Genomic DNA, 25,846 nt, shown 5'->3' with positions numbered 1-25,846 from the left:
ACCCGTCGGCCCGCCGTTAAAAATACCTTGTTTTTCGGGGCTTGGTTTTGCTAGGCTGGTACAGCTTAAGCCAACATCTTTATGAACTGCTTCACCGCGCAACCGTCGCGGTATCAGGATCATCACGTCAGATTGAGGAGGCGCCAATGGCTCGGGGCAGCTACCAGGACGAAATCCCCGCTTCGCGGGTAAATATTAAATATGTTAAGTACGTCGGCGACGCCAAAGAAGAAGTCGAACTCCCCTTGAAATTATTGTTATTGGGCGACTACACCATGCGGGAAGACGACACCCCGCTGGAAGAGCGCAAAAAGATTTCGGTCAACAAAAACAACTTCGCTTCGGTCATGAAAGAGCAGAAGTTGGGTCTGAACATCAACGTTGCCAACAAGCTGAGTGGTGAAGAAGGCGACGAAATGAAGGTCGACCTGAAGTTCTCCAGCATGGACGACTTCAACCCCGAAAAAATTGCCGAGCAAGTACCCGAAACCCGCGTACTGTTGGAAGTTCGTCGCCTGTTGATGGACCTTAAAGGTCGCGTGGTCAACAACGCCGATTTCCGCAAAGAATTGAACCGCATCGTCGGTGATCCCGAAAAAGTCGAAGCGCTGCGCGGCCAACTCGACGCGCTGGCTCCCCTTCTGGAAGCGAGCAGAGACGAAGAGTAAGCCCACCAGCAACGCTTTTTAAGGAGAATGGTATATGACGACCCCTGAGAATCAAGCCGAAGGCCAAGCAGGCGAAGCGGCAGGCGAGCTGTCCCTTCTCGACAGCCTGCTGGGAAAAGTTGATCTTTCAGCCCCGACCGCACCGCACGCCAAGTCGACCGCGGGTGAAGACGCCGGTTCCAAATTAGCAACCGCGATCAACCACTTGATTTCCGAACTGACCAAAGACGGTCAGAAACTCGACAAACTCGACAAGCCGATGATCGACTCCGTCATCTCCAGCTTGGACGCTAAGCTGAGCGAGCAGGTTAGCGAGATCCTGCACCACCCCAAGCTGCAAGAAATGGAATCCGCGTGGCGTGGTCTGAAGTACTTGGTCGACCGCACCAACTTCCGCGCCAACATCAAAATCGAAGTGCTTAACGTCAGCAAAGAAGACCTGCGCAGCGATTTGGAAGACGCGCCCGAACTGTTGCAGTCCGGCTTGTTCCACCACATCTACAAGCAAGAGTACGATCAGGCCGGTGGTCAACCGATCGCCTCTGTGATCGGCAACTACTACTTCGACCAATCCAGCAAAGACGTCGCCATGATGAAAAACCTGAGCCACGTCTCCGCCGGTTGCCACGCCCCGTTCATCGCGGCGGCCGACGACGCCATGTTCGGCGTCAAGGAAGCGACCGACCTGCACAAGGTAAAAGACTTCGAAGAACTCTTCGAACAGCAGGAATACACCAAGTGGCGCTCCTTCCGCGACAGCGAAGACTCCCGTTACCTGGGTTTGACCTACCCCAAGTTCTTGCTGCGTGAACCCTACCACCCCGGCAACCACACCATGCGCGATTTCGAATTCCACGAAACCGTAACCGGCGAACAACACAACAAGTTCTTGTGGGGCAACGCCTCCATCGCCTTTGCCAGCCGTCTCACCGACAGCTTCGGCAAAAACGGTTGGTGCGTGAACATCCGCGGTCCGCAAGCAGGTGGTTTGGTCGAAGATCTGCCCATCTTCCACTACGAAGATCAGGGCGAGATGAAGTCCAAAATCCCCACCGAGGTCACCATCTCCGACCGCGTGGAACTGGAATTGGCCGAAAGCGGTTTCATGCCGTTGACCTTCTACAAAAACAGCGACTACGCCTGTTTTTTCTCGGCACAATCCTGCCAACGCCCCAAAAAGTACAGCACGGCCGAGGCAACCGCCAACGCCAAATTGGCCGCCAACTTGCCCTACATGTTCCTGGCCTCGCGTCTGTCTCACTACCTCAAGGTAATCCAGCGCGAGAACATCGGCTCTTCCAAAGAAAAAGCCGATTTGCAGAAGGAACTGGACGAGTGGATCCAAAAGCTAGTTACCAAGATGGAATTCCCAGACGCCAACCTCAAAGCCCGTCGTCCGTTGAAAGACGCCAAAATCATCGTCTCCGACATCGAGGAATCACCAGGCTGGTACAACGTGGAAATGTTCATTCGCCCCCACTTCCAAATGGAAGGCATGGCGGTTGACCTCTCACTGGTCTCCAAAATGCCCGCCGGCAAAGGCGAATAAAAAACTCTCTGACGAGGTCTCATCTCCATGGTTTCCCGCGATGACCGGGTCTACTACGAGGAGGAGCTGCGTTACCTCGATCAGGAAGCGGGCGTTTTCGCCAAGCGCTTTCCGGAAATTGCGCGGACTCTCGGATTACATGCACGTGATTCGGGAGTTCGCGATCCCCACGCGGAACGGATTATTGAATCCTTCGCCTTCCTGACCGGGAAACTCAATCGCTTCCTGAACGCACAGTATCCAGAGCTGGTTCATTCCCTCTTCGAACTGATTTACCCACAATATTTACAACCGCAACCAGCACGAACCATCGTAGAATTTACGCCGCAACAAAGCATGCTCGACAAACCCGTACTCATTCCACGGGGGACCGAGCTTTTCGCCAACGGGCTCGGCCCACAGGGCGAACGCTATACATTTACTACTTGCTGGGACCTTTGGGTGCAACCCCTTGAGGTCAAACAACTATGGGTTGATCCCGACGCGCCGGGCGACTACACCCGTAGCCTTGAGCTACAGGTCCACGCCGGCACGGACGCCACCGCTTGTGAATGGGACAAGTTGGAATTCGGCATCTATGGCGATCCATCCACCATGTACGAATTGTTCTTCCAATTTGCCGAAAATCTTGAGGCAATCACGCTTAAGGGAATCACCACCCGGCCGGGTGCCTTAAAACTGGTTTGGACCGGGTTCGACGGTGAACACGACTACCAAATCCACGAAAAGGGCAGGCTGGGCCAGCTTCATCTGTTGCGTGATTATTTTCTTTATCCCTACCGCTTCTTCTATTTCCGTATCGAAGGGCTCCATCAGTACTTGGCCCACCAAGAGGATGTCACCAACGTTCAAATCGATTTTCGTTTCAAGCGCCCGTTTGCGACCGGGATCGTGATTGAATCCAAAAACATCCGGTTACATTCCTGCGTGGCCCAAAATCTCTACACCCTCGATTGCGAACCTTTCCGGGTCGACAACCTGCGTCCCGAATTTCCGGTCATCCCCGACTCCACCCGTGAGGACATTGAGGTGCACAGTGTCGACGAGGTGATTGCCAGCTTCGAACAAGACCAGGAAACGGTGCGCCCTTACTACCATTTTGGGGTCAAAACCCTCAAAAACCCCAAACAGTGGTTTTACATGCACCGTCGTGACAAAGCCATCGAACGCGGCTGGGATTTTTTCGTGCGTTTCATTGATATGGACCACGATGGACCAGGCGCGTTACAGAACCAGGTGATTTCGGTCCGCGCCAAATGTACCAACCGCCACCACGCCCAAAAATTGAAAATGGACCAGCTCAATCGCATCAGCAACAAAATTCCTGAGACGATTTCGGTCCGCAACATCGCACCGGCCTCGCAAGCTTATTGGCCGCCGTTACACAGCATCCACGAATGGGATTTTCTCGCGCACTTGGCTCTGGACTACACCGAGCTGTCCGACCTCGACGCGTTACGCGCCCTGTTCACCATGTACAACTACGGCAAAAGCGAAGCGGGGACCCGCAAGATTCAGGGCATCCACGAAATCCGCCTAGACCGCGACTACGTCGTGCGCCAGGGCTGCGTTATTCTGGGGCAACGTGTTGATTTATCGGCAGATAGCTCGTACTTCCCGGCTGTCGGCGACATTGCACTCTTCACCCGGGTGTTCGGCCATTTCCTCAAAGGTTATTGTCCGATTAACAGTTTCTTCAAACTCGTGATGACCGAATCGACCACCAAAAACACCTTTAGCTGGACCGCCTGGGGGTAATACCTCATGAAAGAACTGACGCTGCTGCTCCACGAGCTGCGGTGCATCGCGAAAAAAGCCCAGGACGAAGGCAAAACCGTGCGTTTGACCCAACCGGTCAAACGCGGTTATGCCGATCAATGGATCACGCCGGTCGAAGAGTTCACCGATTTTGGGGACGAGGTTTTCGAGGTGGCCCACTTCGGCCTGTACGGTCGTCACGGCGCGCTGCCCGATTACTTTACAGACCAAATGATCCACCTGGCCGAAGACAGCCAGGCGATGCGCCATTTTATGGACATCTTCAACCAGCGCTATTTCCACCTGCTGGTTCACATTTGGCAAAGTTACCACTTCTTTAATGAAGATACCTTGCGACCCCGCAACGACTACGCCCAACGACAACAGATCATTTTGGACCGGCTTTCCGGCGTGTTGGCGGGACACCGTCAAGACTACATGCACGGCCTGCGCTGGCACCAAATGTATCTGTACCGCCAAGGGACCCGAACCGTGCTGGGCCTGCAATCGATTTTGGATTCGTTTTTTCCAGACTTGGAGATCGAACTGCAAACCTACGTGGCCACCTACCGCCGCATTCCCGAGGATCAGTTTTCGATCATGGGCAAAAGTTTGACCATCGGCAAGGAAGGGAATTTCCTGGTGGGCTCCAAAATCAAAGACTTGAGTGGAACTTTTCAGGTAAATGTTAAGAATCTCAACTATGATAACTACACTCAACTTCTTCCAAATGGAAACTTGCGCCGGCTGATGCAGCAAATGGTGCGCAACTACACCCAAGGTCAATGGGACTGCAACATGAGCTTGGAGTTACGCGCCGACGAAATCCCCAAGTGGACCCTGGGCGAACGCTCGGTGGGTCGCGATATTTGGGTGCATTGCCTGCCGATGCGTCAAAACGCTTTGATTGAGACCGGAGGTTTGGATCGATGAGGGACCACTACTTTATGGACGTCATCGCGGGCGGTGAAGCCCGGCATCGTGGTCTGGCGGATTCGATCCAAGAGCACCTGGGCCTGCTGCTCAACAACCGCAAGGGCATGACGGCCCATATCCCCGACTTTGGTTTGCCCGACATTCACTACGTCTATTATTCGTTGCCCCAATCGCTGGAGCACTTGGGTCGCGAAATCAAACGCACGGTGGAAAAGTACGAACCTCGTTTGGCGCGCGTGGAAGTCACGCTGCGTGGCACGTCCGAAACCACCTTTCGGGCGACCTTCCAAATCACGGGCGAGGTCCATGAGGACGGCCGTGTTTCCAAATTAACCTTCCAGACCAATGTGATGCGCGACGGCAGTGCCGAAACCTCGGTGGTGAACCCCTATGAGCACTAAGGACCGCGGCACCGACGGCAACATCCCGGTTGATAAAACCGCGCCTATCCCCGTCATCGAGGGGACGGTGACCGAAGGCGGTGAGACACCGTCGGTCGACAACATGTCGGAAGCCGAATTTCGCGCCTTATTGGGTGAAGACGACGAATCAAACGCAACCCCGCCGCCCGCACCGTCACCTACCGGCAGTGAGACAAACGCCGCGGGATCCTCCGATATGCTGGACATGATGAACGACATCGCCACCGACTTCGACGAATCGGCACTGGACAACAGGGGCAAGACGCCGGCTTCGTCCCAACCGGCCGTGGCCGAGGCACCGGCTGCCGTCACCGCACCGGAAGAAACGCCGAAAAAGGCGCCTGGCGAGGAAGCGCAAGTCTTCGACGAAGCGGCCCTTGAGGCGCCCTTCGACGAGAACATGCTGAACCCACCCGAGGAAGAGCTCTTGGCGAAACCAGAGCCGGCCGGCGAAAGTGACGAGGCGGCCGCCGCAACTGAGGCGACGGAAAGCGAGACGGAAGAACCGGCAGAACCTGTGCAACCGGAGGAACCGGAAGAAACGACGCCGCCCGGCCCAGCCTACGGCAGCGAAGCATGGGATCGCGCCTTGCGTGTGGTTCTGGATCAAGCGATTTGCCACATCAATGAAAAGGTCGCGGCGCAGACGGCTGAAATCGTCCACCATCCCGACTTCCAACACCTGCAATCCTGTTGGCTCGGCGTCCACATGCTGTGCGAAAAGTCGATGGGCAGGAGCGATTGCGAAATCGAAATCCTCGATATCAGTAAGGACAGCTTGATGGAGGATTTTGACGAATACCTCGATCCCAGTGAATCCGGCCTGTTTTACCACCTCTACAAAAACGAATACGATCAGGCGGGTGGTAAACCTTTTAGCGCCATCCTGATGCACTACGAATTCACCCACAAAGCAATGGACCTTCGTTTGATGAAAATGATCTCGATGGTCGCGGCGGCCTGTCACTGTCCGGCGGTCGGCAACGCGGGCGCGGGTTTGTTCAGCAAACGCAGTATTCGCGACATCGAAGAGATTACGGACTTCAACCTGCACTTCAACAGCGGCGAGTTCACCAAGTGGCGTTCCTTCCGCGAAGCAGAAGATACCCGTTACATGGCGCTGACCTTGCCCCGCATCAAAATCCACAAAAGACGGACCATCCTGCCGCCGCGTTTCTGCCGCGAATGGGTGCTGCGCGATGCGATGCACGGCTGGATTCCTTCCAGCTACGGCTTCGGCCTGATTCTCTTGCACTCTTTTTTGCGCCACGGCTGGTGCATCTACATTCGCGGCCCGCGTACCGGCGGTTTGCTCGGCGATATTGTGCCCGCGGATATGGGCACCAAAGGTTTCACCACGCGCGAACGCCCACTCGAAGTCAGTATTTCCGACCAAAACGAACACGAAATCGCAGCACAGGGATTCATTCCCTTTACCTATTACAAGGATTGGGACCGAATTTGCCTCTTCTCGGCCCCGTCCCTGCAAAAGGCGGAACGCAAAGTCGGTGGCGAATCCACCTTCGACCGCATCGCCGCCAGCATGGCCTATTTGTTTCTCGTGTGCCGCTTGGCGCATTTCACCAAGGTGATCCAACGCGAGAACATCGGTACCACCAAAGAGGCACCGGAACTGGAACGTGAAATAAACGGGTGGTTAAAAGGATTGATCACCAAAATGCCGAACCCCGAAGTTCAACTTCGCTCGATGTACCCACTCCGGGACGGCATGGTGAGCGTGACCGAAGATCCAAGCAGCCCTGGATTCTACCGCGCCAAACTCGTCGTACAACCGCACCTTCAGCTGGAGGGGGTCAACGCCGAATTAACGCTTATCTCTAAAATGCCACGGGAGAAGGAGCAGTAACCAATGGATGCAAGCCAAATCAAAGCTTTGATGGGAAAACTCAACAAGAACATGACCAAAGCGTTGGAATCAGCAGCAGGGACCTGCATTCAACGCACGCATTTCGAAATTTCGGTGGATCACCTGCTCCTCAAGCTGCTTGATCAACCCAAGTCGGACATCTCGATTTTGTTCACCAAGCAAACGATTAACCTCGACGACGCGCGACGTGAGATTGAGGACAGCTTGAACCTGCTCAAAACGGGCAACCACGCCAAACCCAAGTTCTCCTCGATTCTGTTGGAGAGTTTCGCGGGTGCGTGGAACTTCGCCAACCTCGAACGCGGCGAAGGCAAAATCCGCTCCTCGCACATGCTGATCGCGTTGCTGCGCGACCAAAACTGGATCGCCGGTTCGCGTTTCCGTTTCTTGGAGCGCTTGCCCGAACAGCAGTTGGTGCACCAGCTCAATGAATTAACGGTGGGCAGTGAAGAAGTCGAGCGCCGTTCACCCGAGGCGGCCGAGGTCGCGGGCAACGAGGCGTTGGAAGCCTTTACCGTCAACGTGGTGGAACAGGCCAAAAACGGCGAGGTCGATCCGGTGATCGGCCGCGACGCGGAGATCTACCAAGTGGTCGACATCCTCTCCCGCCGCCGCAAAAACAACCCCATCCTCGTCGGTGAGCCAGGTGTTGGTAAATCGGCGATTGTCGAGGGTTTGGCGCTGTTGATTGCCGAGGGTAAAGCACCGCCCATCCTTGAGAATGTTCAAATTCGCACCTTGGACCTGGGTATCCTGAAAGCAGGCGCCAGCATGAAAGGTGAATTCGAGGAACGCGTCAAAAGCGTGATCGAGGCGGTTCAGGAATCCTCGACCCCGATCATTCTGTTCATCGACGAAGCGCACAACCTGATTGGCGCGGGCGGTCAAGCGGGCGCGGGCGACGCGGCCAACTTGCTGAAACCGGCTCTGGCGCGTGGCAAACTACGCACGATTGCGGCCACAACTTGGTCGGAATACAAAAAGTACATTGAAAAGGACGCGGCCTTGGAGCGTCGTTTCCAAGTGGTCAAGGTCGACGAACCCAGCGCCGATGTGGCCACCAGCATGTTGCGCGGCCTGAAAGACAAGTACCAAGAGCACCACAACGTCGAGGTGCTGGACTCCGCCATTGAAGCGGCGGCCCAGTTGGCGGATCGCTACATTTCCGGGCGCCAGTTGCCGGACAAAGGCATCGACCTGCTCGACACGGCCTGCGCCCGCGTGCGCATGTCGCTGAACAGCCAACCCTACGAATTGACCCAACAAGAAAACAGCATTCACATGCTGAAGGGTGAAATCGAGCAGAAAGAAAAAGAAGAAAAGTTGACGGGCAAATCCATTGAAGTTTTGCCCGAGTTGCGCGAGAAACTGGCGAAAAGCGAGGCCTCCTTCAACGAATTCCACGAACGCTGGGAAAAAGAAAAGGCCATGGTCGAGGCGATCCTCGAAATCGACGGCCAATTGATCGAAGCGCGCAAGGAAGGCAAGGACGACGAAGACCTGCACACGCAGCGCAACGGAAAAATCCGCGAGCTGGAAGCATTGCAGGGCGACAGTCCGATGGTTGAGTTCCAGGTCACACCGATCACGGTTTCCCAGATCGTCAGTCAGTGGACCGGCATCCCGGTCGGCAAAATGGTCAGCGACGAACTTGCCAACGTGTTGGAAATCGACAAATCCCTCAAGAAACGCGTCATGGGCCAGGACCACGCGGCGGACCGCATCGCCAGCGCGATCAAATCCTCCAAAGCCAAGGTCAACAACCCGGACACCCCGATCGGTTGTTTCCTGGCTGTCGGCCCCTCGGGTACGGGTAAAACGGAAATGGCGTTGACCCTGGCCGACACCCTCTTCGGCGGCGAGCGTTTCGTCATCCAAATCAACATGTCGGAATACCAGGAAAAGCACACGCTTTCCCGCTTGATCGGTTCACCTCCCGGTTACGTCGGTTACGGGGAAGGCGGTGTTTTGACGGAAGCGGTTCGCCAGCGTCCCTACTCGGTTGTTCTGCTGGACGAGGTTGAAAAAGGACACCCCGACGTCATGAACCTGTTCTACCAGGTATTTGACAAAGGGCACTGTGCCGACGGTGAAGGTCGCATTATCGACTTCAAAAACACCATCATCATCATGACCAGTAACCTCGGCTCCAACGTGATCGAGGAAATGTGTGCCGACGACGAGTGGCCGGATGTGAACGACCTGCTCGAATCCATTCGCCCCCACCTCAACCAATTCCTGAAGCCGGCCCTGGTGGCGCGGATGACGGTCATCCCCTACTTCCCAATCGGCGAAAAGGTCATGAAAAAAATTGTCGGCTTGAAGCTGCGCAAGGTGGCCAAACGCATGATGGAAAACCACGGCGTTACGGTGAATGTCGAAAGCGACGTGATTCAGGGCATCAGCGACCGCTGCCGTTTGGTCGAAGCGGGTGCGCGGAACATCGACAAAATCATCAACGCGGAATTGCTGCCGTTGACGGCCGAATCGATTCTGCGCCAGTTGATGGAAGAAGGCGAACTCAAGAAGAACCTGTTGGTTTCCATGGACGACGACAACCAGTTTGCGCTGGGATGGTCTTAAGCCACAAAAACCCCGTCGCTTGTTGAGAACGAGGAAACCTGATCGGTGCCGCCGGCGTCGATCAGGTTCCGTGTCCCTATTGAGGAAGGTGTTATGGACCAATTTGAGGTGTTTCACCGCATTCTCACCCAAAGTAATCCCTCATCCATGGTGTCCATGGCCACCCAGGCATGTCGTGAAACGGCCAACTTCTGCCAAGCCGAGGTCGTCGCGTATTACGCGGTTCACGCCGGTGGGATGGACTGTTTGGCGGCGTGCGACGCCTTCGACAACGAAATTGTCGACCTGCAACGCAACATCAACGAGAATTTGGTCCAGCAAGTTTCGCTCTCCGGTAACCTGCAAACCCAGACGCTGAACCTCAACGAGTTGGACCGTTCATTGTCGTTGTCGAAACGACAACACGTGGTTGCGGTACCGATTTTGTCGACGGCCTCGGTGACCGGTGTGTTTTACATCGCCCGCTCCACCGACCACATGAACTTCACCGAAAACGAAATTCGTGTTCTGAAGCACCTGTGCAAAGACATCGGGCGTTTGATCCAAAACACGCGCAACATGCAGGAAACGCAGTTCGAGTTGGACACCACCCGGTCCGAACTGGAGATGAACCGCATCGGCATCATGGGCGACCATCCCTCGATGGTGCATATGTTTGAGATCATCAAAAAGCTGGCGCGTGTGCCTTCCACGGTCTTGATTCACGGGGAATCCGGTACAGGTAAAGAGCTGGTCGCCGGCGCCTTGTACAAACTCGGCAGCTACGACGGCCCGCTCATTTCGCTGAACTGCGGCAGCGTGGAGCCGAACCTGCTCAAAAGTGAACTGTTCGGCCACACCAAAGGCAGTTTTACCGGCGCCGTGAAGGATCGCCCCGGTTTGTTCAAACGCGCCGAAAACGGCATTTTGTTTCTGGACGAACTGGGTGAAATGCCGCTGGACATGCAGGTCACCCTGCTGCGGACCTTGGAATGCGGCGAGATCCACCCGGTCGGCGCGGATGAACCGATGCAGGTGCAAACCCGCATCGTTTGCGCCACGCACCGCGACTTGCGCACCATGGTTAAAGACGGCAAGTTCCGCAACGATTTGCGCCAACGTCTCAAAGGTCTGACAATCCGTGTGCCGCCGTTGCGCGACCGCCGCTCCGACATCCTACCGTTGGCCGATTATTTCGTCACCAAGTACAACCAACGGCTGGGTTTGAACTTCAAGGGCTTGCGCAAAGAAGCCAAGGACCAGTTGATGACCATGGACTTCCGCAACGGCAACGTGCGCGAATTGGAACACACCATCGAACGCGCCATGGTCTTTGAGGACGATCCCGACTTCATCAGTGTGAAGTACCTGGAACAGGGCGATGAGGATCGCGACGAATCGGCTCAAGAAGCGGGTCTCCCGCCGAAAATTAAAGGCGACGGCACCTTCGAAGAGCAAATGAGCGCCTACGCCAGCATTCTATTGAAAGACGCGATTGAAAAAAGCAAAGGCAATAAAACCAAAGCCATGAAAAGCTTGGGGCTGTCGCGGACGACCTTCTACAGCTTGTTAAACCGCCACGGTATCAATTAAGGGAGCAGTCACCATGAACGATATTCAGCCACATCTCGGTGGAGCCAAAGAAACTTCCGGCGCCAAACGCACCTTCCACATCACCTTGTTTGGCAACTACGGCGGCCGTTACCAAGAACGTGCCGAACTGAAAGAGCAGCCGCTCACCAAAAACAACTGGGACCAGCTTTTCGATATCATGGACCCGCAATGGATGGGCACGGTCCAACTGCCCAAGGTCGAAGACCTGCGTTTGGTCTTGCACTTCAAGAGCCTCAAAGATTTTGATGAAAAAGGGCTGATTAACGCGGTGCCGTTCCTAAAAGCGCTCAAAGAACTCAAGGGACGGGTCGAGGCCTGTAACAAAGAAAACAGCCTGGTGCCCGCCGGTCTGGTTCAGTCAGAACCCGAACTCATTCGCCTGCGCGACATGGCCGCCGCTCAAAAAGAAAGCAAAGTGGTTAACCTGCTCGATATGATCGATATCGGCGAGGAGGAAGAGGAAGAAGAACAGGCGATGCGCCTACCCAACCTTAAGAACTTCTTTGCCGCTTCCACTTACGAGGGCGACAAGCGCGGCAAGGTTGCGGCGGAACTGGATACGGTGAGCCGCTCGGTGATCGACCAAATCTTGAGTGATTCAAAATTCGTCGAACTCCATGGTTTGTGGCGCGGCTTGAAACTGTTCGTCGGCAAATCAAGCCCCAACCTCAAGGTCAACTTGGTCGACTGCATGAAAAGCGAACTCTGCGACGCCACCTTCCTGCTCTACGTCAAACCGGAAACCCAGGATCCGCGACCACTGGATCTGGCGATTTACGCCGATTACCTGGACAACAGCGACGACGACCGCCACACGCTGCTGTACCTGGGCAAAATGGCCGAAAACCTGTCGGTGCCCATGGTGCTCAACGCGGCGCCGCAAGTGTTCCGCGCCAAGTCCTACCGCGGTCTGGCCCACATTCGCGATTTCTCCGGCAAACTCAGCACACCGGCCCACATCAAATGGAAAAAGCTACGCGACGAGCCCGGCTCCACCTGGCTGTTCCTGGCGCTGAACCCGTTCCAAGTGGGCGATCCCGAACTGCGCGAGGAACTGCAAGCCTTTGCCCCCGCCAGCTTCTACATCGCGCTGGTGATGATGGTCCACTGCGCCGTCAACGACTGGCCCTCTGAACTGCTCGGTCCCCTCGGACAAATCGCGGTTTCACCGGGAACCGCGGTCGAACTCACCAAGGATCAGGGCGATGATTTGGCATTCGAAGGTTTTTCCGCGATTTCCCAACTCGAAGGCCGCGAGGTTATTTCCCTGCTCGGCATGACCTGCTTCGGCACCATCAAAATCCCCGCCTCGGACAAATTGGATGCACGCAACCTGGTCGAGTACACCCTGCCCTACCGGTTCTTCGCGGGCTGCTGCAGCCGCGAACTGCGTAAGTTCCACCCGGACGAAGATCTGAAAGCCGCGCTGCGCAACTACGCCGGGCTCAAGGAAGACACGGAAATCCGCGAGGAAAAAGACGACGAAGGCCGTCGCCTCCTGCAATTCCGCGCGCCCTTCAGCGTCCTGAACGCGTTCCCAACCTTAATTTTGGCCGTCGACTAAGTTAAGCCAAACCCAAGCGTTTCGAGAAAGCCGCCCCCAGGGGTGGCTTTTTTATTGCACGTGACGCAAACACAAGCCCGGTTTTGGTCTGGTGCCAATTCTTCAGCAATACCAAGAGGCGGCCGGTTTGACCCTCCTGTCGGAAAAGCCGGGGGCCTTTGCCCGCATTTCTCACCAGAATTCGTCGCGAGGCCTTGAATTCGCCGTGAGGACACAGGTTACGACCGAGGGCAAACACAGCGGGGCCGACCTTTCGGCGTAGCAGCGCTACGTCGAGGCTTGCCCGACCAAGTAACCTAAGTAATCGCAGCGATTTCAAGGCCGGAGTAGAACTTCTGGTGAGAAATGCGGGTTAGCTTCTTTTTTTCATGCGCTTTAACGCGGCACCGTAATCGAACAAACGCCGGCGAATTTGGTCCAATGCGTCTTGATCCAATCCGTCACCGTCGCCGTTTACCAAGGTAATCACACCGATTCCGGCGGCGGGATCGAAAAACATAAAGGTATCGGCGCCTTCTTCCCCGCCGTCGTGACCGACCAAGGTCCGCCCGTAGTCACGCATGGTAAACCACATCAAACCTTGCGCCTCAATGTCGGCCGGGATGGGGACGGGTTGGGCTTCCTGCATCGCGGCAACCGAATCACCGGTTAACACGCGGGTGCCGTTGATTTCGCCACCGTTCATGACCATGGCCAGGAAAACGGCTAGGTCGGCCACGCTTGCACGGCACTGACCGTTGGGGTAATCGGGAAAGCCGTAATGCTGCAGGGCTTCGAACCGGCCGGCGGCGGGTACCCGGTAAGGAATCGCCGGTTGTTTGTCGCCAACATCGCGCAGAAACCAGCCGGTGTGGTTCATGTTCAGCGGTTCAAACAGGGTGGTTTGGCTGAATTGGGCAAAATCGGTTTGGGTGGCGCGGGCGATGCCGTACCCGACCAGCGCGGAGGCGATGTTGGAATAATCGCTCAGGCTTCCCGGCGCGGCATCGAGAAAGTTGGCCTCGGCATCGTAATGGGCGCCGCCGGCGACGAGGTAATCCTGCAAAAAAGAACCCAGTGAAATAGGTGAATCCGCGCCATAGGTGTAGCTTTGTTCGGTGACGGCTTCGTTGTCGATGATGCCGGAGGTGTGGGTCAGGAGGTGCGAGAAACGGATGGTTTCACCGGAGACCGCCGGGTTATCAAGTACAAAGGGTAGGTATTCGTTGAGAGGATCGTCAAGGGTTAGGAAACCTTGCTCAACGGCTTTCATGAAGACGACCGCGGTAATCGCCTTGCTGATCGAGGCCAGAAGAAAAGGTGTCTGAGTGGTAACCGGCCGTTGCGCCGCCACATCGGCAAAACCAAACCCTTTTTGCCAGGCGACCTTGCCGTCAACCACCACCGCCGCCGCGAGGCCGGGCAGGGAACCCGCGGTAACCGCGGCTTGGATGTCGGCGGACAAGGTCCCGTCCAAAGCAGGCAGCGCGGTCTGTCGGCCGGGAACGGCCACAATTTGGTCGACCGTGGGCGAGAAGCTGAGCGCAAAAGCGGCTACTTCACCATCGGCGCGAAGGCTAAGACTGCTTTTGGCGGGGACCGCTTCGCCAAATAAATCACGCGCCATGGCGACCAGCTTGCCACGCGGGGCCAGGTCACGGGTCACCGTGGCCGGGGTGGACCCCGCGTAATCGGTCAGCGTGAGAGCTAGCGAAACATTTTGATCGCTCGGATTCACCACGGCCAAACCGCTGGAGAAAGTGTTGTCATTGGTCAGTAGCGGCAACACCCAATCGCGGCCGGATTCGGTAAACAGCGGTAAACTGGCGGTGCCGCCGCCGAGCCGGTGCTGAAAGCGCATCAGGCCGCTTAACCCGGCGCGGGAGCCAGTCAAGCGCAACCAACCCCTGGCATCGGTCATATTGGGAAAAAGCGTGGCGATGTTCTGGTCGCGGCCCTCGCCGGCGGCGAGATCAAGGCTTACAGATCCCAAGGTGGCACCGGAGGCGTCATAAGCCTCAACCGAGACATGGACAGCCGCATCGCCGGCATTCACCAGAGCAAGGTGTGTTTCCCAGGTATCGGGTGATTGGGTGAAGTGAGGAACCCACAACGTTTCCTGAGCGATCAGCGACAGGGCCGCAACCCATGAAAAAAAGAGCAACCATCCCAGGGTGTTTTTCATTCCAAACACGGCACACCTCCCATGAACACCGATACGGCGCCACGAGAGAAAACCCTTAGCCCGCATTTCTCACAAGGCTTCGTCGCGAGAAGCTGAAAGCCTTGTGTGAAATGCGGGCTAAATGGAAAAGCGAGAGGAATCGTTCACCAAGCAACCGGTTGGCCGTCCCAAGCGAAAAAGCCGCCGTTGTCTCCATCATCCAGCCCTGACAGCACCTGACACAGGTAGCCGGCGCCCTGCTCGGGGGAAAAGAGTTTTTTCGGTGGGACATTGCCGCGGAAAGGTGCCGAGAGGTCGGTGGCACAGGTACCCGGATGGTAGGCGATACAAATCAGACCGCGGTAGCGACGTCCCAATTCGATGGAGAGGTTGCGGGTGAACATGTTGAGCGCGGCTTTGGTGCCGCGATAGGTGTACCATCCACCGAGCCGGTTATCGCCGATGGAACCGACGCGGGCGCTCAAGGAAACCCACAGGCACCTTGTCCGTTTCGGGAAAAAAGGGTGTAGGTGTTTGGCGAGTAGCAGCGGACCCAAGGCATTCACCTGGAACCCGCGCATGACCCAATCTGGATCAACATCGGCCAGCTTGCGTTCGGGGACCATGCCGTCCTCGGTGTGCAACAGGGCCGCAAAATTAACAACCACGTCGAGTTGGGCACCTTCAGCCTTCAAAACAGCGGCCACCGCGGCAAGGCTTGAATCGTCGGTCAGGTCGGCATTGAGACAGCGCAAACGCTTGCCCGTCGACAGATCGCATCCATCGATACCGGATTCCACGGAACGACCCAAGGCCCAGACACGGGTCACCTCCGACGCGGCCAGGCATTGTTGGACAAAAGCCCGACCCAAACCACGCGCGGAACCCATCACCAGCACGTCAATCGGCTTTGTAAATCCCAAAAAGGCCACATCACCCTCGCTTCGTAAAGAAATGGCACAGGCTTTATTGTGCCGGCGATTGTGACCTGTCCCACATTTTGTCCGGTCACAAACTTTGCTATTTTTCTAAAACCGCCGTGCTTACCTTTTAAAACACGAGCGTTCTCACCGACTTAGCCGCTTGATGCCGGCAGAATACGCACAGGAGAAAAGAGCGGATTGCTTTTGTAAAGATTTATTCATTTTACTTTTTACATAACCTTGACATATATTTTACACCCCGGCCACGGTGTCGGTCCCAGTGTCGCTTCGTTTACCGGACCGACCAATGTGCCTCATTGGTTCTCAATCCATCCATCCGTCCCGTAGGTCTGCAAGACCACGTGGACCCTTGTTTCCATTCACTAAATCACCGCGGGTTCGTGAAAGACACGAACGGTTCGTGGAAGACACGAACGGTTCGTGAAAGACACGAACGGGTCGGTTTTACCCCAAGGCGCACCTCGTGCGACAGCGGGTTCTCTGCCAAACCATCACATCAGTTAGGGGTGATCACCATGCCTCAATCAGCTTGCACAACACCGGCATTCAGTGCACAACAACAAGGGATTTTTGATCTGTTCGCGGAATACATCACCGCGGCGGTCGAAAACAAAGTCCCCAAGCGCTACCAACCCGACGCCAGAGGGTTGTACCGCAACATGGCAACCTTAATTCGCCAGTCCTTGTCCTATTTCCAACCGGAAGATGCGCAGACCTTGTTCCAACTCTTGAAGAACAACCAGTCCAAGGGCGCGCAACTGCTTTGTGACCTACTGGAAAATCCCAAACCGGAACTTTTCCTAACCCACCTGACCCATTTACACCAGGAACGCATGTACCGCGAAGCGGCGGCCCGCAAACGACGCGGCGAGCAAATCGCCCGCGCTTACCGCGAGACCGCCTGTCAAGCCGCGGGTTTGGTCTCGGGTTCGGCGATCCAAACCCAATCCGGCCTGATCGTGCTCATCGATTTTTTGGAAAAATGGGTCAGCCCCTTGGAAATCCCCAGCTTGGCCAACGTAGCCTACACGCCGTTTTGGCGCAACGAGGCCAACCGCAACCTGTTGCGGGTTGAGCTGAACCAGCACATGATGTACGCGGTTTTGCTCATTTTGCAGGAGCTGCAATCGTCCTTGCGCCCGATCCAATTCAAAGTGCCCCGCGCTGTCGCGGACGAAATTCGTCCATTGGTTGTCGCGACCCTCAACACCGTGTTTGAAACGGTCATGCCCAAAATCGATCAGGGCAGGTTCCGCTACAAAAGTAACGCGTTCGGCAATCGTGGCGACCGCGTGACGGACCGCTCCTTGTTCATCGGCAAGCCACGCGGCGACAGCGGCGTGTTCCGTATCATCAACACGGTGGACACCAACCAGCTGTGCGCTTTTACGGTAGGCGCCAGGGGATAGGATCCACGGCAAACAAGCCGCGAATCAGCCCACAAACACGCGAAAGGAGAAGTGGTTTGCCACTTCTCCTTTTTGCATATATCTTGCGCTAAAGCTCGGTTCTCAATGGAAGCAACGACATCACCGACGGCAGGCACAAAGACCAACTAAAGGCGCAGCTTCATCCGCGGTAGGAAACCCTCCAAGAGGGTAACCCCGACCGAGCCGCATCCTCCTATCCGATCATCCTAAGCAATAACCGGACCCCGAGCCATGCTCAAACCCACCTTAGTTCCGTGAACGCTTGAAGGTGCGGAACTCTTCCAGAATCTTTTCCTTGAATTCCTTGGAGATGGCGATGGATTTTTCCTCGGAGTCGACCAAGCGCGGGGTAATGGTCACGATCAACTCCCGCTTGGAGGAAGAGTTACTGCGATCCGTGAACAGGTGACGCAGCAACGGGATACGCTCCACAAAAGGGACAGTATCGCGGCTCCATTGCTCCTGGTCGAAGATCAAACCACCCATCACCACGGTTTGACCGTCGCGAACGATCATTTCGGTTTCCAAGGTGTTGTTGCTGATGGGGACCGCCTGCGCCGAACTGCTCTGGGAACCGGCTTCCGAAAGATCCAGCGAGATGTTCATGCGAATCACGCCGTTGGCGTTGATGTGCGGCGTAAACGACAAGGAAACACCGGTCTGACGGTACTGAATGGTCGAACTGGAAGCCGGTGTCACACTCGAGCCGTCGGTAATTTGGTTGATGTTGGTGGTGGTGGTCGCAATGGGAACATCGGTACCAACCGAAATACTGGCCGCTTTGTTATCAATCGCCATAATGTGCGGTTGCTGCAACACGTTGACGTAACCACGCGTTTTGGCCGCGGAAATGTTGGCCTGAATTTGGTTCGTCGCGGCGGTGTAGGAATAGGCCACACCCAATGCCGGCGAATCGCCTTCTCCACCAAAAACACCGGAAACGCTGTTGGGATTGCTGGGCGGGTTGGCGGTGGCGGTGTTGTTGGCACCCCAAGCGATCCCAATCGATTGGGCATCGTTGTAGTTCACGCTCAGTACCGCAACTTCTAAAAAGACCTGACGCGGCAGGATATCGAGCTTTTTCAAAACCTTGCGAACACGCGCATATTCACGCGGCGTTGTTTGGAAAATCAGGGCGTTGTTTTCAATGTCCACGATCATGATCGGGCCTTCGCCTGGCTGCACCTGGTTTTGCCCGCCGCGACCGTTGAGCGCGGGGTTTTGGTTGTTCTGGTTATTGCCGCGGTTGTTCTGGTTGCCGCGGTTATTTTGGTTGTTGCGGTTGTTGGTTTGTGGATTCCGGCTGCTCGGATCGCCGTTGGGGTTGGTGGTGCGGCGCCGTGAAATAGGGTTGTTGCCGCCAAATCCGCCCTGGTTACTGCCACCGTAAGAGGTTTGGAAACCAAACAACTGGGTCAGCGAGTTGGAAATGCTGTCGGCGGTGGTGTATTCGACGTGATAAATGAAGATGGTTTCTTCTTCGTATTGGGCTTCTTGGTCGAATTTCTTGATCCAGTAATCGAGCTCTTTAAAAATTTCCTGCGCATCGGCAACAACCAAAATGCCGTTCAGCGTTTCGATGGGAATCATTCTCAAACGTTCTGATTCCTGGTCGTAGCCGTAAACCGACAAGATTTCCACCAACTTGTCGCTGGTCTCCACCGCATCAACATGGGCCAACTCGTAAAAACTCAAGCGTTTGTTGGCAAGAACGTCCACGTCAAAAGTGGGCAGCAGTTCCATGATCTTGGCGACGTGCTGGTATTTGTCGATCAAAATCAGCAAGTTGTTGCGTGATTCTTCGAGAATCCGGCCGGAAGGACTCATAAAGTCTTTGGCGATGTTGGCCATGTCGCCGGGTTTCACAAACTTCAAGGGCACAATCTGGATCGCCAGTTCTTCGCTACGCAGGTTGGGGTTCGGCTTCGAACCGTAAAGGATTTCAAGACCTGGGTTTACGTCTGGCGAGGCAATCGGCACGATGAACAAAAAGTTATCGCGTTTGACCATGGTCAGGTCGTGTAGTTTGAGCAGCAGGTCCAGCAGTTCAGAGATGGTGACCTTGGTGTCCCCTTCCACCATGCTAATGGTGATGGTCTGGTCCTTGACGCTGGGATCGATAATGTAGTTGATTTTCAACTCTTTACACAAAATATCGATCACGTCGTACAACTGAGCTTCTTCCAGCTTGAGCGCGGGCGCTTCCTTGTCGGCGGGAAAAAGCTCCGGGTTGGGGTGTTCCTCCGTGCCGGTTTTGTTGAAATTCGAGGTCCCATCGTCCGGTTCGATGTTGTCAACCAACACCTCAACCGCGGTTTCACCTTTGTTCTCTTCCTCCGGCTCATCCACCGGTTCCTTGTTCACATCATTTTCAAGCCGTGTCTCAAAACGACTCTGGCTAAAAGCTTTATCAATCAAATCTTCGCGTTTGGTACAGGCTGAAGCAACCAGCAACAGTACGGCAACCGTGGCCCAAATCAGCGTGCGTGTGGCGAACAAGTTCTTTTTGTGCATGGGAAAGAATACCTCTTTAAACTGGGGGGACCTGAATACGTGAGCGAAAAAGACGCTCGGAAACGAAGAACCGGCGGCGGCTGTCCCAAATGTCCCGCGGCCAAACGGCCGGGACAAACATGAGACGGATCGCGGCAAGCTAGGGTCTGAATTTTCTTGGCGGTTTTTGTTTGGGATTGCTCGACTCCGTCAGCGGACGTGCCCGAGGCTTGAACTTGACCGGTTCCGGACCGACTTTCGCGGGCGTCGGCCCGCGATCCGCGGAGCCGGCGTCAACCGGCGGACGCCGTTCGGGCAAAGGCTTGGGACCCCGTTTCTCTTCGTCATCGGGCTCGGCCTCGCTGCCGTCGTCGTCCCGATCCGCTTGCAAAGGCGGCGGCGAAGGTTCCCGTTTGGGTCCACCATCTTCTTTCACCCCGTCCGCTTTGACCGAACCCGGCTCCGTGGGTTTGCCGTCCTCGTCGGGTTTGCGTACCACGGTTTGGCGGTAGTCCGCCTCCTTCCCCTCGGGGTCCTCAATAAACAAGGTACTGATCAGAACGTTGCCGTTGAGCACTTTTTTCTTGGGGCGGTTGGTTTTGCGACGGTTGTTGCGCAAGCGGCTGTGGCGGCTGGTCACATTTACCTGATGGAGCACCAAATAATAGGGCTCGTCTTCCATGCTGTCCATCAGGTTGACCAACTCGCGCAGATCAGAGTTAAAAGCAAAGTAGGTGCGCAATTCCTTCAACGCTGATTCCTCGCCGACTTCTTCGAAGCGGCGACCGCTAATTGAGGTCAGTTCAACCCCGGCGTCGAGCGCTTTTTGGTTCAGGGTCGAACTGATGATTTCAGAAGCAACCCCGCGATTCGGCAACCTCATGATCTTTTCTCGAGCGCGCTTGAGCTGTCCATCCAAGGCCTCCGCATCGTTGAGGTACTTTTCGGGTGACTGCCCTTCAAGCTCCTGGAGGTAGGTGGTGATCTGGGTACTGGTCGATTCGATGTTGGCTTCAAGGTCCAGCTTGTTTTGCACGTACATTTCATGGGCTTCCAGGAAACCCCACAATCCGATCACACCCAACATCATTCTCAGGACGAATTTCTCTCGTCGGTTAAACTTTTTCAAGGTCTGTTCCTCCGATGGTTGGGCTGAAAGGAAAACAAGCGGAAATGCAGGAAACCGGGAAGCTTCCCGGTCAAAAAAACAAGGGGCGAAGCCGAACCACACACGTTATCACCGAGGCGCGGTCGACTCAAGCTGGAAAGCAGCGGATGTGGCATCACTCCGGCAAACTTTCGAGCTTGATTTTGGCGTCGATGTTGAACTTCTTTTTGCCGTCACCACGGCGGCCGGTGGTAATCGCGTTCGGCGCCTTGATGTCGACCAAAAAAGGAACGTTGCGCAAAATACGCTGAACCTGGAACGGATCCCCGGATTCACCGCGAATTTTGAGCTCGTTGCCGTTCTGCAGCCGCAGGTTGGTGAGGTAGGTATCGTCCGGCAGTTCGTTGGCCAAAACGTACAACAACTTGCTGAACAGGAAGGAGGCCTGGAAACGCTGGAACATTTCCACTTCCTCGCGCTTGGCATCGTATTTCTCACGCGCCATCGCCAACTCGTTCATGCGCGCCATCACTTCAATCCGCTGCTCTTCCAGTTGGTTGTAGCGTCCACGCAACGCCATGTAATCCTTGATTTCAAACCCAAGCATGAGCACCAAAACCACGGCAATCACCACCGACCCAACCAAAACCGGGAGTTGTTTGTGACGCCGGCGTTGGTTGTCGGGCAGCATGTTGAGCCCCAGCGCCGGCTTTTCAAGGACGGCGCTCACCGCGGCACCAAAAGCAGGCGCGGCGGTGGGCGGAAGGATTTCCTCCGTCCCGTCACGGAACGCATGCTCGGGGAAAGCCAGGTTCTCTTTGAGGTACCGTTCCACGGCCGCCGGCGGACGGCCCAGCCAGGTGTAGGTCTCAACCGCATCCGGTTCGAGACGGGCCCGCGAGAAACCGAGCTCCAATTCGGAAACAAGCATGTTGAAGTTGGGCTGTTCCTCGGTCAGGTCGGGGTATTTAATAAAGGTACTGCTGGTCAGGCGGCCGTCACCACAAGAAGCCATCTCCATGCCGTCCTCAAAGAAGTGGAACAACATGTGGGCGCGGTCGGAGATTTGATCGGCGTAGTTGCGAACAAAAGCGTTAAAGACGGCAAAGGTATCGATGGTAACCCCGGCCAAACGCAGGTTCCAACGACGGATATAGCTAAAGGCCTTGCCCAGAACTTCTTTTTTGACGGCCACGATCATGACGCGTAGCTGCTCTCCCCTGGCCACTTCTTGCGGGAAAAAATCCCACAGTTCCAAATCGCCGGGGAAGTAGTTGGCCATTTGGTAGCTGACCACCTCGTCCAAGTTCTCCTTGGCCTCAAGCGGAAAATCGGCCATTTGGATGCGAACCTGATTGCGCGGCAGAACCAGATAAGCATCGGCACGTTTAACATGGAACTTGGCTTGGAAATCCTCGATAAACTCGAGCACATCCTCCTCGGATTTCTCCGCGTAATCTTCCAGCACGTCTTCACCGGTAAGGCTCAAAACGTTGCGTTTGTTTTGAATCGCGGCCAGGCGCAGTTCGCGGTCATTGAAGGCAATGCCCCAACCTTTGCCGCGAAGATTCAGTTCCAATTTCATATTGCCGGCTTGTACCATCTCATTCTGCCTTTGTTTTATTCAACATCCGCATCAACTTGCGGGGTTTCGTCGACGTGCTTTAAGGAAAAATCCTTGTGAGAGAGGTTGGTGAACAACCGTTCGCCCCCGGAGAAACGAACCTCGTCCTCGACGGTGTAACGCGCAACCGAATCATTAACATAACCGGTCGCCCGAATTTTAAATTGGTTACCTTGGTAAACCGTGAAAAATTGCATCAACTTGTCATTTATCTCGCCATTGAACAATTCCCCGGCCTCGATCACGGTTTCAAAACGTTCGATTTCGCGGGCCACCTTGACCTGGTTGGCTTCCTCGCGGGTGATCCCGAGAAAGGCCATCAACATGCCGGTCGGGCAGGTGTTGATGTCGAACTTGGTGATGCGCGGTCCCTTGGCGGTCAGTAACTCGCGCAGGCCCGGTTTCTCACCACCCGGTGTCCCGTAGAACAAATCCTCGGTCATCCCGTTGACGAGCAGCAGTTCTTCCACGCTGTGGAATTCACCATTGCGCGGGAAATAGGGCGGGTTCAGGCCCAGATAGTGTTCTTCCTCCACCCCGTTAAGCCGGGGCAGGTCGTCCTCGTCAACCCAATCGAAAATGGAATCGATCAGGATATCGGCCTCAGTTTCGTCCATTTCGTAGTAGGCAAACAACTGAACCCAGAGATCGCGGTTGGCCGAGTTAATCGACATTAAGTGGGTGTGGTTGAGGATTTGCACCACGGCATACCCGTGGTCGAAATCGTAACGGTACTTGGTACGCTGGGGCACTTCCTCGTCAGCACTCATTTTGGAGAGGGCGTAATCGTACTTGGCACGTTCAATGGCGCCGCGTGCCAGCCAGTAGGCGCGGGCACGGTCGCGAAACAACATGGTGCGTTCCACATCGCTGCGCGCCTCGTAGTTCAAACCGAGCACGACCACCGCCATGATCATAATGATCCACAACACGGTGATCAGGATGTTGCCGCGCTGTGCGTCAGAAGGGTGCATTGTTGCCCCCTCGCATCAGATTGTTGGTGTCGTAAATGGGGAGCACCATACGGATGCCCGGCAACTCCTCGGTTGGAATGTCGTCGGTGATGCCCGGCTTTTCGTAGAACAGAATGAACTCGACGGCGGAAGGGTAACGCCCCTCCGATTCGAGATCCCAAGCCTCGGCCCAATCTTCCTCGGTATCTTCTTCCTGAACGCCGCGGTTAAGCGGAAAACGGTAACGCAGGCTAAACGCGCGCAACGGGCCGATCAGGGCCATGGTACTGGTTCCCACGGCTTGCGCGGGACCGGCCGCCTCTTCTCCACTGTTGGGTTTATTGCGATCACGTGCCTCGGCAGAGATGATCGTCGGCTGTTGCGGATCGGCGCCTTCCTCGGTGCCGTTGTACGCGGCAATGCTTTGTTCGCTCTGCGTCAAAAACAAGTTGGTTTCCTCGACGTACAGGTACAGATCGCCTTCCAAAGGCGGCGGATAATCCAGCAGGGTGTTGCCGCTCTCGAACGTCTCAATCAAATTGGCGTCGCCGCGCGGGTCGAGCGTCCGTGAGGAGGGCAACGACATTAAGTCGGCGCCTTCTTCACCCGCGCCCTGAACGACGAAATATCTGACGGCGACTTGACCGGGAAAGTCGGATAAAAATGAAACGGTCGACAAAAAGTTCAGTTCTTGCGGTGTCCCTAAAAAGAAATACGAACCTTCCGGCAGTTGGAAACCGGTGGGCGGCTGCGGCCCGGCAATTTGTGGGTTGGCATTCGGATCGCGGCGCGGTTGGTTGTTGGTGTTGCCGCCGGTACGTCGCGGACCGCGTGAACGGCTGCCGCTGCTGAGCTGCTCGGCCTCGGTGCGCAGGAACAGCGAAGAAGTTTGGCGCTTGATCAGGTCCAACACCATGCGTCGATTGTAGTTCTCGCCAACGCGAAACTGCACGGTTTCCCAGGCAAACATGCTGTTGCGCAACACACCCGCGATCATCAGCACGATGAAGGCGCCGATCAGCACGGTAGCCACCATTTCCAAGAGGGTGAAGCCGAGGCGCCGGGTTTGGAGCGGAGCCGGTAAATCCATCATTGCTCTTCTCCCCACAAGTACCATGTTTCCAAAGTGTAATTCCGATCCGCGGCCCCTTCTTCCCAAGTGGTTGTGGCGACGACCCGCAGCATCACCACCGGATTATCGAACTGAAGCGCCATGTCGACGGGCTGAATGCTGACCCGCCATTTGTAATCCCCGTCTTGGCCGCTCACATCCTGATAGTCTTGCCACTGGTCGGCCTCATTGAGGTCCAAGAAGGTCCAGTGCAAATTGTTTTCGGTAATAAAAACGCCGCGCTCGTAGCGTTGGATTTGGGTGACATTGCTAATCGAGAGGGTTTGGGAACGCAGCAAAACCACCAGGCTGATTCCTAAAATCGCCAGCGCGGCCAGCGCTTCGAGCAGCGTAAAACCAGCGTGTCCGCGCGCCCCGGCACGCACCGTTGAAGAACGGATTTTAGTAGACACTTTCATTGTTTTCCGCCTCGAAGGAAATGAGAAACAGGTTTTCGAATTCTTCAGGGGTAATCGGGCTGACGTCGCCTTTGCCGGTAATCAAGTTCAGTGAACACATCATGATGGTGTTGAAGTTGCTCACATCGATCGGACCTTCTTTGTCCTCGAGTACCGCAAAAACAACGGCGATCCGCGCCATGCCGCGCCCCTCGGAAATAAAAAGCGCGAATTCGTCCTCGTAGGCCAACGCATCGACGGCTTCCTCGTCCCCTTCACTGTCGGCCTGCGCCACGGGGGTCGCCATGCCGCCGGTGGCCTGGCTGTACATGCGGTCGTTGATGCGAATGCCCACCACATAATGACCCTCGGCAAGCGAGGCCTTATGGGTTTTCTGACTACGCGGATCGTAATAGCGCAGCGAGCCGTCGTTGTAGTTGGGCCGGAATACCAGCGGCGCACCGGTCGCACGGGTGTGGTCCCAGGCGTTGCGCAGATAGGCAATCATGCGCGCGCCCTCGTCCTTAACCACCACGCCGTCCCGGTTGCCGAACACCAAAATGGTGGCGGCACCCATCAACACGGCCATCAAAGTGACGACCACGATCATTTCCAACAGCGTAAAGCCTTTGCGATGAATCCTGTGCATGGGAACCCCTCGACCTTTGGTCCCGCATCACA

Annotated in this window: 19 protein-coding genes; 10 read left to right on the top strand and 9 right to left on the bottom strand. The window is 55.7% G+C overall.

Annotation, left to right across the window (positions count from 1 at the left end; genetic code table 11):
* Positions 1-146 precede the first annotated feature (146 nt).
* The 9 genes from tssB to J3U88_RS11365 all read left to right on the top strand — a co-directional run bounded on the left by tssB (position 147) and on the right by J3U88_RS11365 (position 12,961).
* The gene (gene tssB / locus J3U88_RS11405; RefSeq protein ID WP_207858882.1) at positions 147-668 is read left to right on the top strand and encodes a type VI secretion system contractile sheath small subunit; all 522 of its coding nucleotides are present in this window, start codon (positions 147-149) and stop codon (positions 666-668) included.
* 34 nt (positions 669-702) lie between these two features.
* Positions 703-2,217 (top strand): type VI secretion system contractile sheath large subunit, encoded by a 1,515-nt coding sequence (gene tssC / locus J3U88_RS11400; protein WP_207858881.1) that lies wholly within the window; start codon positions 703-705, stop codon positions 2,215-2,217.
* A gap of 27 nt (positions 2,218-2,244) precedes the next feature.
* A complete protein-coding gene (tssF, locus tag J3U88_RS11395; protein ID WP_207858880.1) occupies positions 2,245-3,975 on the top strand; it encodes a type VI secretion system baseplate subunit TssF in 1,731 nt (576 codons plus the stop codon).
* Positions 3,976-3,981: 6 nt separating this feature from the next.
* Positions 3,982-4,908: a type VI secretion system baseplate subunit TssG gene (tssG, locus tag J3U88_RS11390; RefSeq protein ID WP_207858879.1), complete on the top strand. Its 927-nt coding sequence runs from the start codon at positions 3,982-3,984 to the stop codon at positions 4,906-4,908.
* The gene (gene tssE, locus J3U88_RS11385; protein WP_207858878.1) at positions 4,905-5,312 is read left to right on the top strand and encodes a type VI secretion system baseplate subunit TssE; all 408 of its coding nucleotides are present in this window, start codon (positions 4,905-4,907) and stop codon (positions 5,310-5,312) included. The genes tssG and tssE overlap by 4 nt, the downstream gene beginning before the upstream one ends.
* Positions 5,302-7,200 (top strand): type VI secretion system contractile sheath large subunit, encoded by a 1,899-nt coding sequence (tssC, locus tag J3U88_RS11380; RefSeq protein WP_207858877.1) that lies wholly within the window; start codon positions 5,302-5,304, stop codon positions 7,198-7,200. The genes tssE and tssC (J3U88_RS11380) overlap by 11 nt, the downstream gene beginning before the upstream one ends.
* Positions 7,201-7,203: 3 nt before the next feature.
* Positions 7,204-9,804 carry a type VI secretion system ATPase TssH gene (gene tssH / locus J3U88_RS11375; protein WP_207858876.1) on the top strand — a complete coding sequence of 867 codons (2,601 nt, stop codon included), beginning with the start codon at positions 7,204-7,206 and terminating at the stop codon, positions 9,802-9,804.
* A 93-nt stretch (positions 9,805-9,897) separates the two neighbouring features.
* Positions 9,898-11,376, top strand: a complete 1,479-nt coding sequence (locus J3U88_RS11370; RefSeq protein WP_207858875.1) for a sigma-54-dependent Fis family transcriptional regulator — start codon at positions 9,898-9,900, stop codon at positions 11,374-11,376.
* A 13-nt stretch (positions 11,377-11,389) separates the two neighbouring features.
* Positions 11,390-12,961 (top strand): type VI secretion system contractile sheath domain-containing protein, encoded by a 1,572-nt coding sequence (locus J3U88_RS11365; RefSeq protein ID WP_207858874.1) that lies wholly within the window; start codon positions 11,390-11,392, stop codon positions 12,959-12,961.
* Between the two features lie 352 nt (positions 12,962-13,313).
* Here the strand turns inward: J3U88_RS11365 and J3U88_RS11360 are convergent, their stop codons facing one another.
* Positions 13,314-15,125, bottom strand: coding sequence for a beta-lactamase family protein (locus tag J3U88_RS11360; protein WP_243435898.1), 1,812 nt, complete (start codon positions 15,123-15,125; stop codon positions 13,314-13,316).
* Between the two features lie 143 nt (positions 15,126-15,268).
* Complete coding sequence (locus J3U88_RS11355) at positions 15,269-16,027, bottom strand: SDR family oxidoreductase (RefSeq protein ID WP_207858872.1); 759 nt, start codon at positions 16,025-16,027, stop codon at positions 15,269-15,271.
* Between the two features lie 536 nt (positions 16,028-16,563).
* On the opposite strand from J3U88_RS11355, the gene J3U88_RS11350 reads away from it, so the two are divergent.
* Entirely contained in the window at positions 16,564-17,457 is an 894-nt protein-coding gene (locus J3U88_RS11350; protein ID WP_207858871.1) for a hypothetical protein, read from the top strand.
* A gap of 267 nt (positions 17,458-17,724) precedes the next feature.
* On the opposite strand, the gene J3U88_RS11345 is transcribed toward J3U88_RS11350, so the two are convergent.
* From J3U88_RS11345 to J3U88_RS11315, 7 genes are all read right to left on the bottom strand, one after another.
* A complete protein-coding gene (locus J3U88_RS11345; RefSeq protein WP_207858870.1) occupies positions 17,725-19,992 on the bottom strand; it encodes a secretin N-terminal domain-containing protein in 2,268 nt (755 codons plus the stop codon).
* Between the two features lie 139 nt (positions 19,993-20,131).
* Positions 20,132-21,100: a hypothetical protein gene (locus J3U88_RS11340; RefSeq protein ID WP_207858869.1), complete on the bottom strand. Its 969-nt coding sequence runs from the start codon at positions 21,098-21,100 to the stop codon at positions 20,132-20,134.
* A gap of 154 nt (positions 21,101-21,254) precedes the next feature.
* Positions 21,255-22,664 carry a PilN domain-containing protein gene (locus tag J3U88_RS11335; RefSeq protein WP_207858868.1) on the bottom strand — a complete coding sequence of 470 codons (1,410 nt, stop codon included), beginning with the start codon at positions 22,662-22,664 and terminating at the stop codon, positions 21,255-21,257.
* A gap of 35 nt (positions 22,665-22,699) precedes the next feature.
* On the bottom strand, positions 22,700-23,677 hold the full coding sequence (locus tag J3U88_RS11330) for a type II secretion system minor pseudopilin (protein ID WP_207858867.1): 978 nt from the start codon (positions 23,675-23,677) through the stop codon (positions 22,700-22,702).
* Positions 23,664-24,749, bottom strand: coding sequence for a PulJ/GspJ family protein (locus tag J3U88_RS11325; protein ID WP_207858866.1), 1,086 nt, complete (start codon positions 24,747-24,749; stop codon positions 23,664-23,666). Before J3U88_RS11325 ends, J3U88_RS11330 begins: the two co-directional genes overlap by 14 nt.
* Positions 24,746-25,186: a prepilin-type N-terminal cleavage/methylation domain-containing protein gene (locus J3U88_RS11320; protein WP_207858865.1), complete on the bottom strand. Its 441-nt coding sequence runs from the start codon at positions 25,184-25,186 to the stop codon at positions 24,746-24,748. Before J3U88_RS11320 ends, J3U88_RS11325 begins: the two co-directional genes overlap by 4 nt.
* Entirely contained in the window at positions 25,170-25,814 is a 645-nt protein-coding gene (locus J3U88_RS11315; protein WP_207858864.1) for a pilus assembly FimT family protein, read from the bottom strand. The genes J3U88_RS11320 and J3U88_RS11315 overlap by 17 nt, the downstream gene beginning before the upstream one ends.
* Positions 25,815-25,846: the final 32 nt, after the last annotated feature.

It is taken from the genome of Acanthopleuribacter pedis (genome assembly GCF_017377855.1).
Classification (GTDB): Bacteria; Acidobacteriota; Holophagae; order Acanthopleuribacterales; family Acanthopleuribacteraceae; genus Acanthopleuribacter; species Acanthopleuribacter pedis.
The sequence above is the reverse complement of the archived record's forward strand: the minus strand, read 5'-3'. Positions and strand labels throughout refer to the sequence as shown.

Excerpts from the sequence above, each read along its gene's own strand:
- tssC (WP_207858881.1), top strand. The coding sequence starts at position 703 with ATGACGACCCCTGAGAATCAAGCCGAAGGCCAAGCAGGCGAAGCGGCA.
- J3U88_RS11360 (WP_243435898.1), bottom strand. The coding sequence starts at position 15,125 with ATGAAAAACACCCTGGGATGGTTGCTCTTTTTTTCATGGGTTGCGGCC.
- J3U88_RS11325 (WP_207858866.1), bottom strand. The coding sequence starts at position 24,749 with ATGATGGATTTACCGGCTCCGCTCCAAACCCGGCGCCTCGGCTTCACC.
- tssC (WP_207858877.1), top strand. The coding sequence starts at position 5,302 with ATGAGCACTAAGGACCGCGGCACCGACGGCAACATCCCGGTTGATAAA.
- J3U88_RS11315 (WP_207858864.1), bottom strand. The coding sequence starts at position 25,814 with ATGCACAGGATTCATCGCAAAGGCTTTACGCTGTTGGAAATGATCGTG.
- J3U88_RS11335 (WP_207858868.1), bottom strand. The coding sequence starts at position 22,664 with ATGAAATTGGAACTGAATCTTCGCGGCAAAGGTTGGGGCATTGCCTTC.
- tssE (WP_207858878.1), top strand. The coding sequence starts at position 4,905 with ATGAGGGACCACTACTTTATGGACGTCATCGCGGGCGGTGAAGCCCGG.
- tssB (WP_207858882.1), top strand. The coding sequence starts at position 147 with ATGGCTCGGGGCAGCTACCAGGACGAAATCCCCGCTTCGCGGGTAAAT.
- tssG (WP_207858879.1), top strand. The coding sequence starts at position 3,982 with ATGAAAGAACTGACGCTGCTGCTCCACGAGCTGCGGTGCATCGCGAAA.
- tssH (WP_207858876.1), top strand. The coding sequence starts at position 7,204 with ATGGATGCAAGCCAAATCAAAGCTTTGATGGGAAAACTCAACAAGAAC.
- J3U88_RS11320 (WP_207858865.1), bottom strand. The coding sequence starts at position 25,186 with ATGAAAGTGTCTACTAAAATCCGTTCTTCAACGGTGCGTGCCGGGGCG.
- J3U88_RS11330 (WP_207858867.1), bottom strand. The coding sequence starts at position 23,677 with ATGCACCCTTCTGACGCACAGCGCGGCAACATCCTGATCACCGTGTTG.
- J3U88_RS11350 (WP_207858871.1), top strand. The coding sequence starts at position 16,564 with ATGCCTCAATCAGCTTGCACAACACCGGCATTCAGTGCACAACAACAA.
- J3U88_RS11345 (WP_207858870.1), bottom strand. The coding sequence starts at position 19,992 with ATGCACAAAAAGAACTTGTTCGCCACACGCACGCTGATTTGGGCCACG.
- J3U88_RS11365 (WP_207858874.1), top strand. The coding sequence starts at position 11,390 with ATGAACGATATTCAGCCACATCTCGGTGGAGCCAAAGAAACTTCCGGC.
- tssF (WP_207858880.1), top strand. The coding sequence starts at position 2,245 with ATGGTTTCCCGCGATGACCGGGTCTACTACGAGGAGGAGCTGCGTTAC.
- J3U88_RS11370 (WP_207858875.1), top strand. The coding sequence starts at position 9,898 with ATGGACCAATTTGAGGTGTTTCACCGCATTCTCACCCAAAGTAATCCC.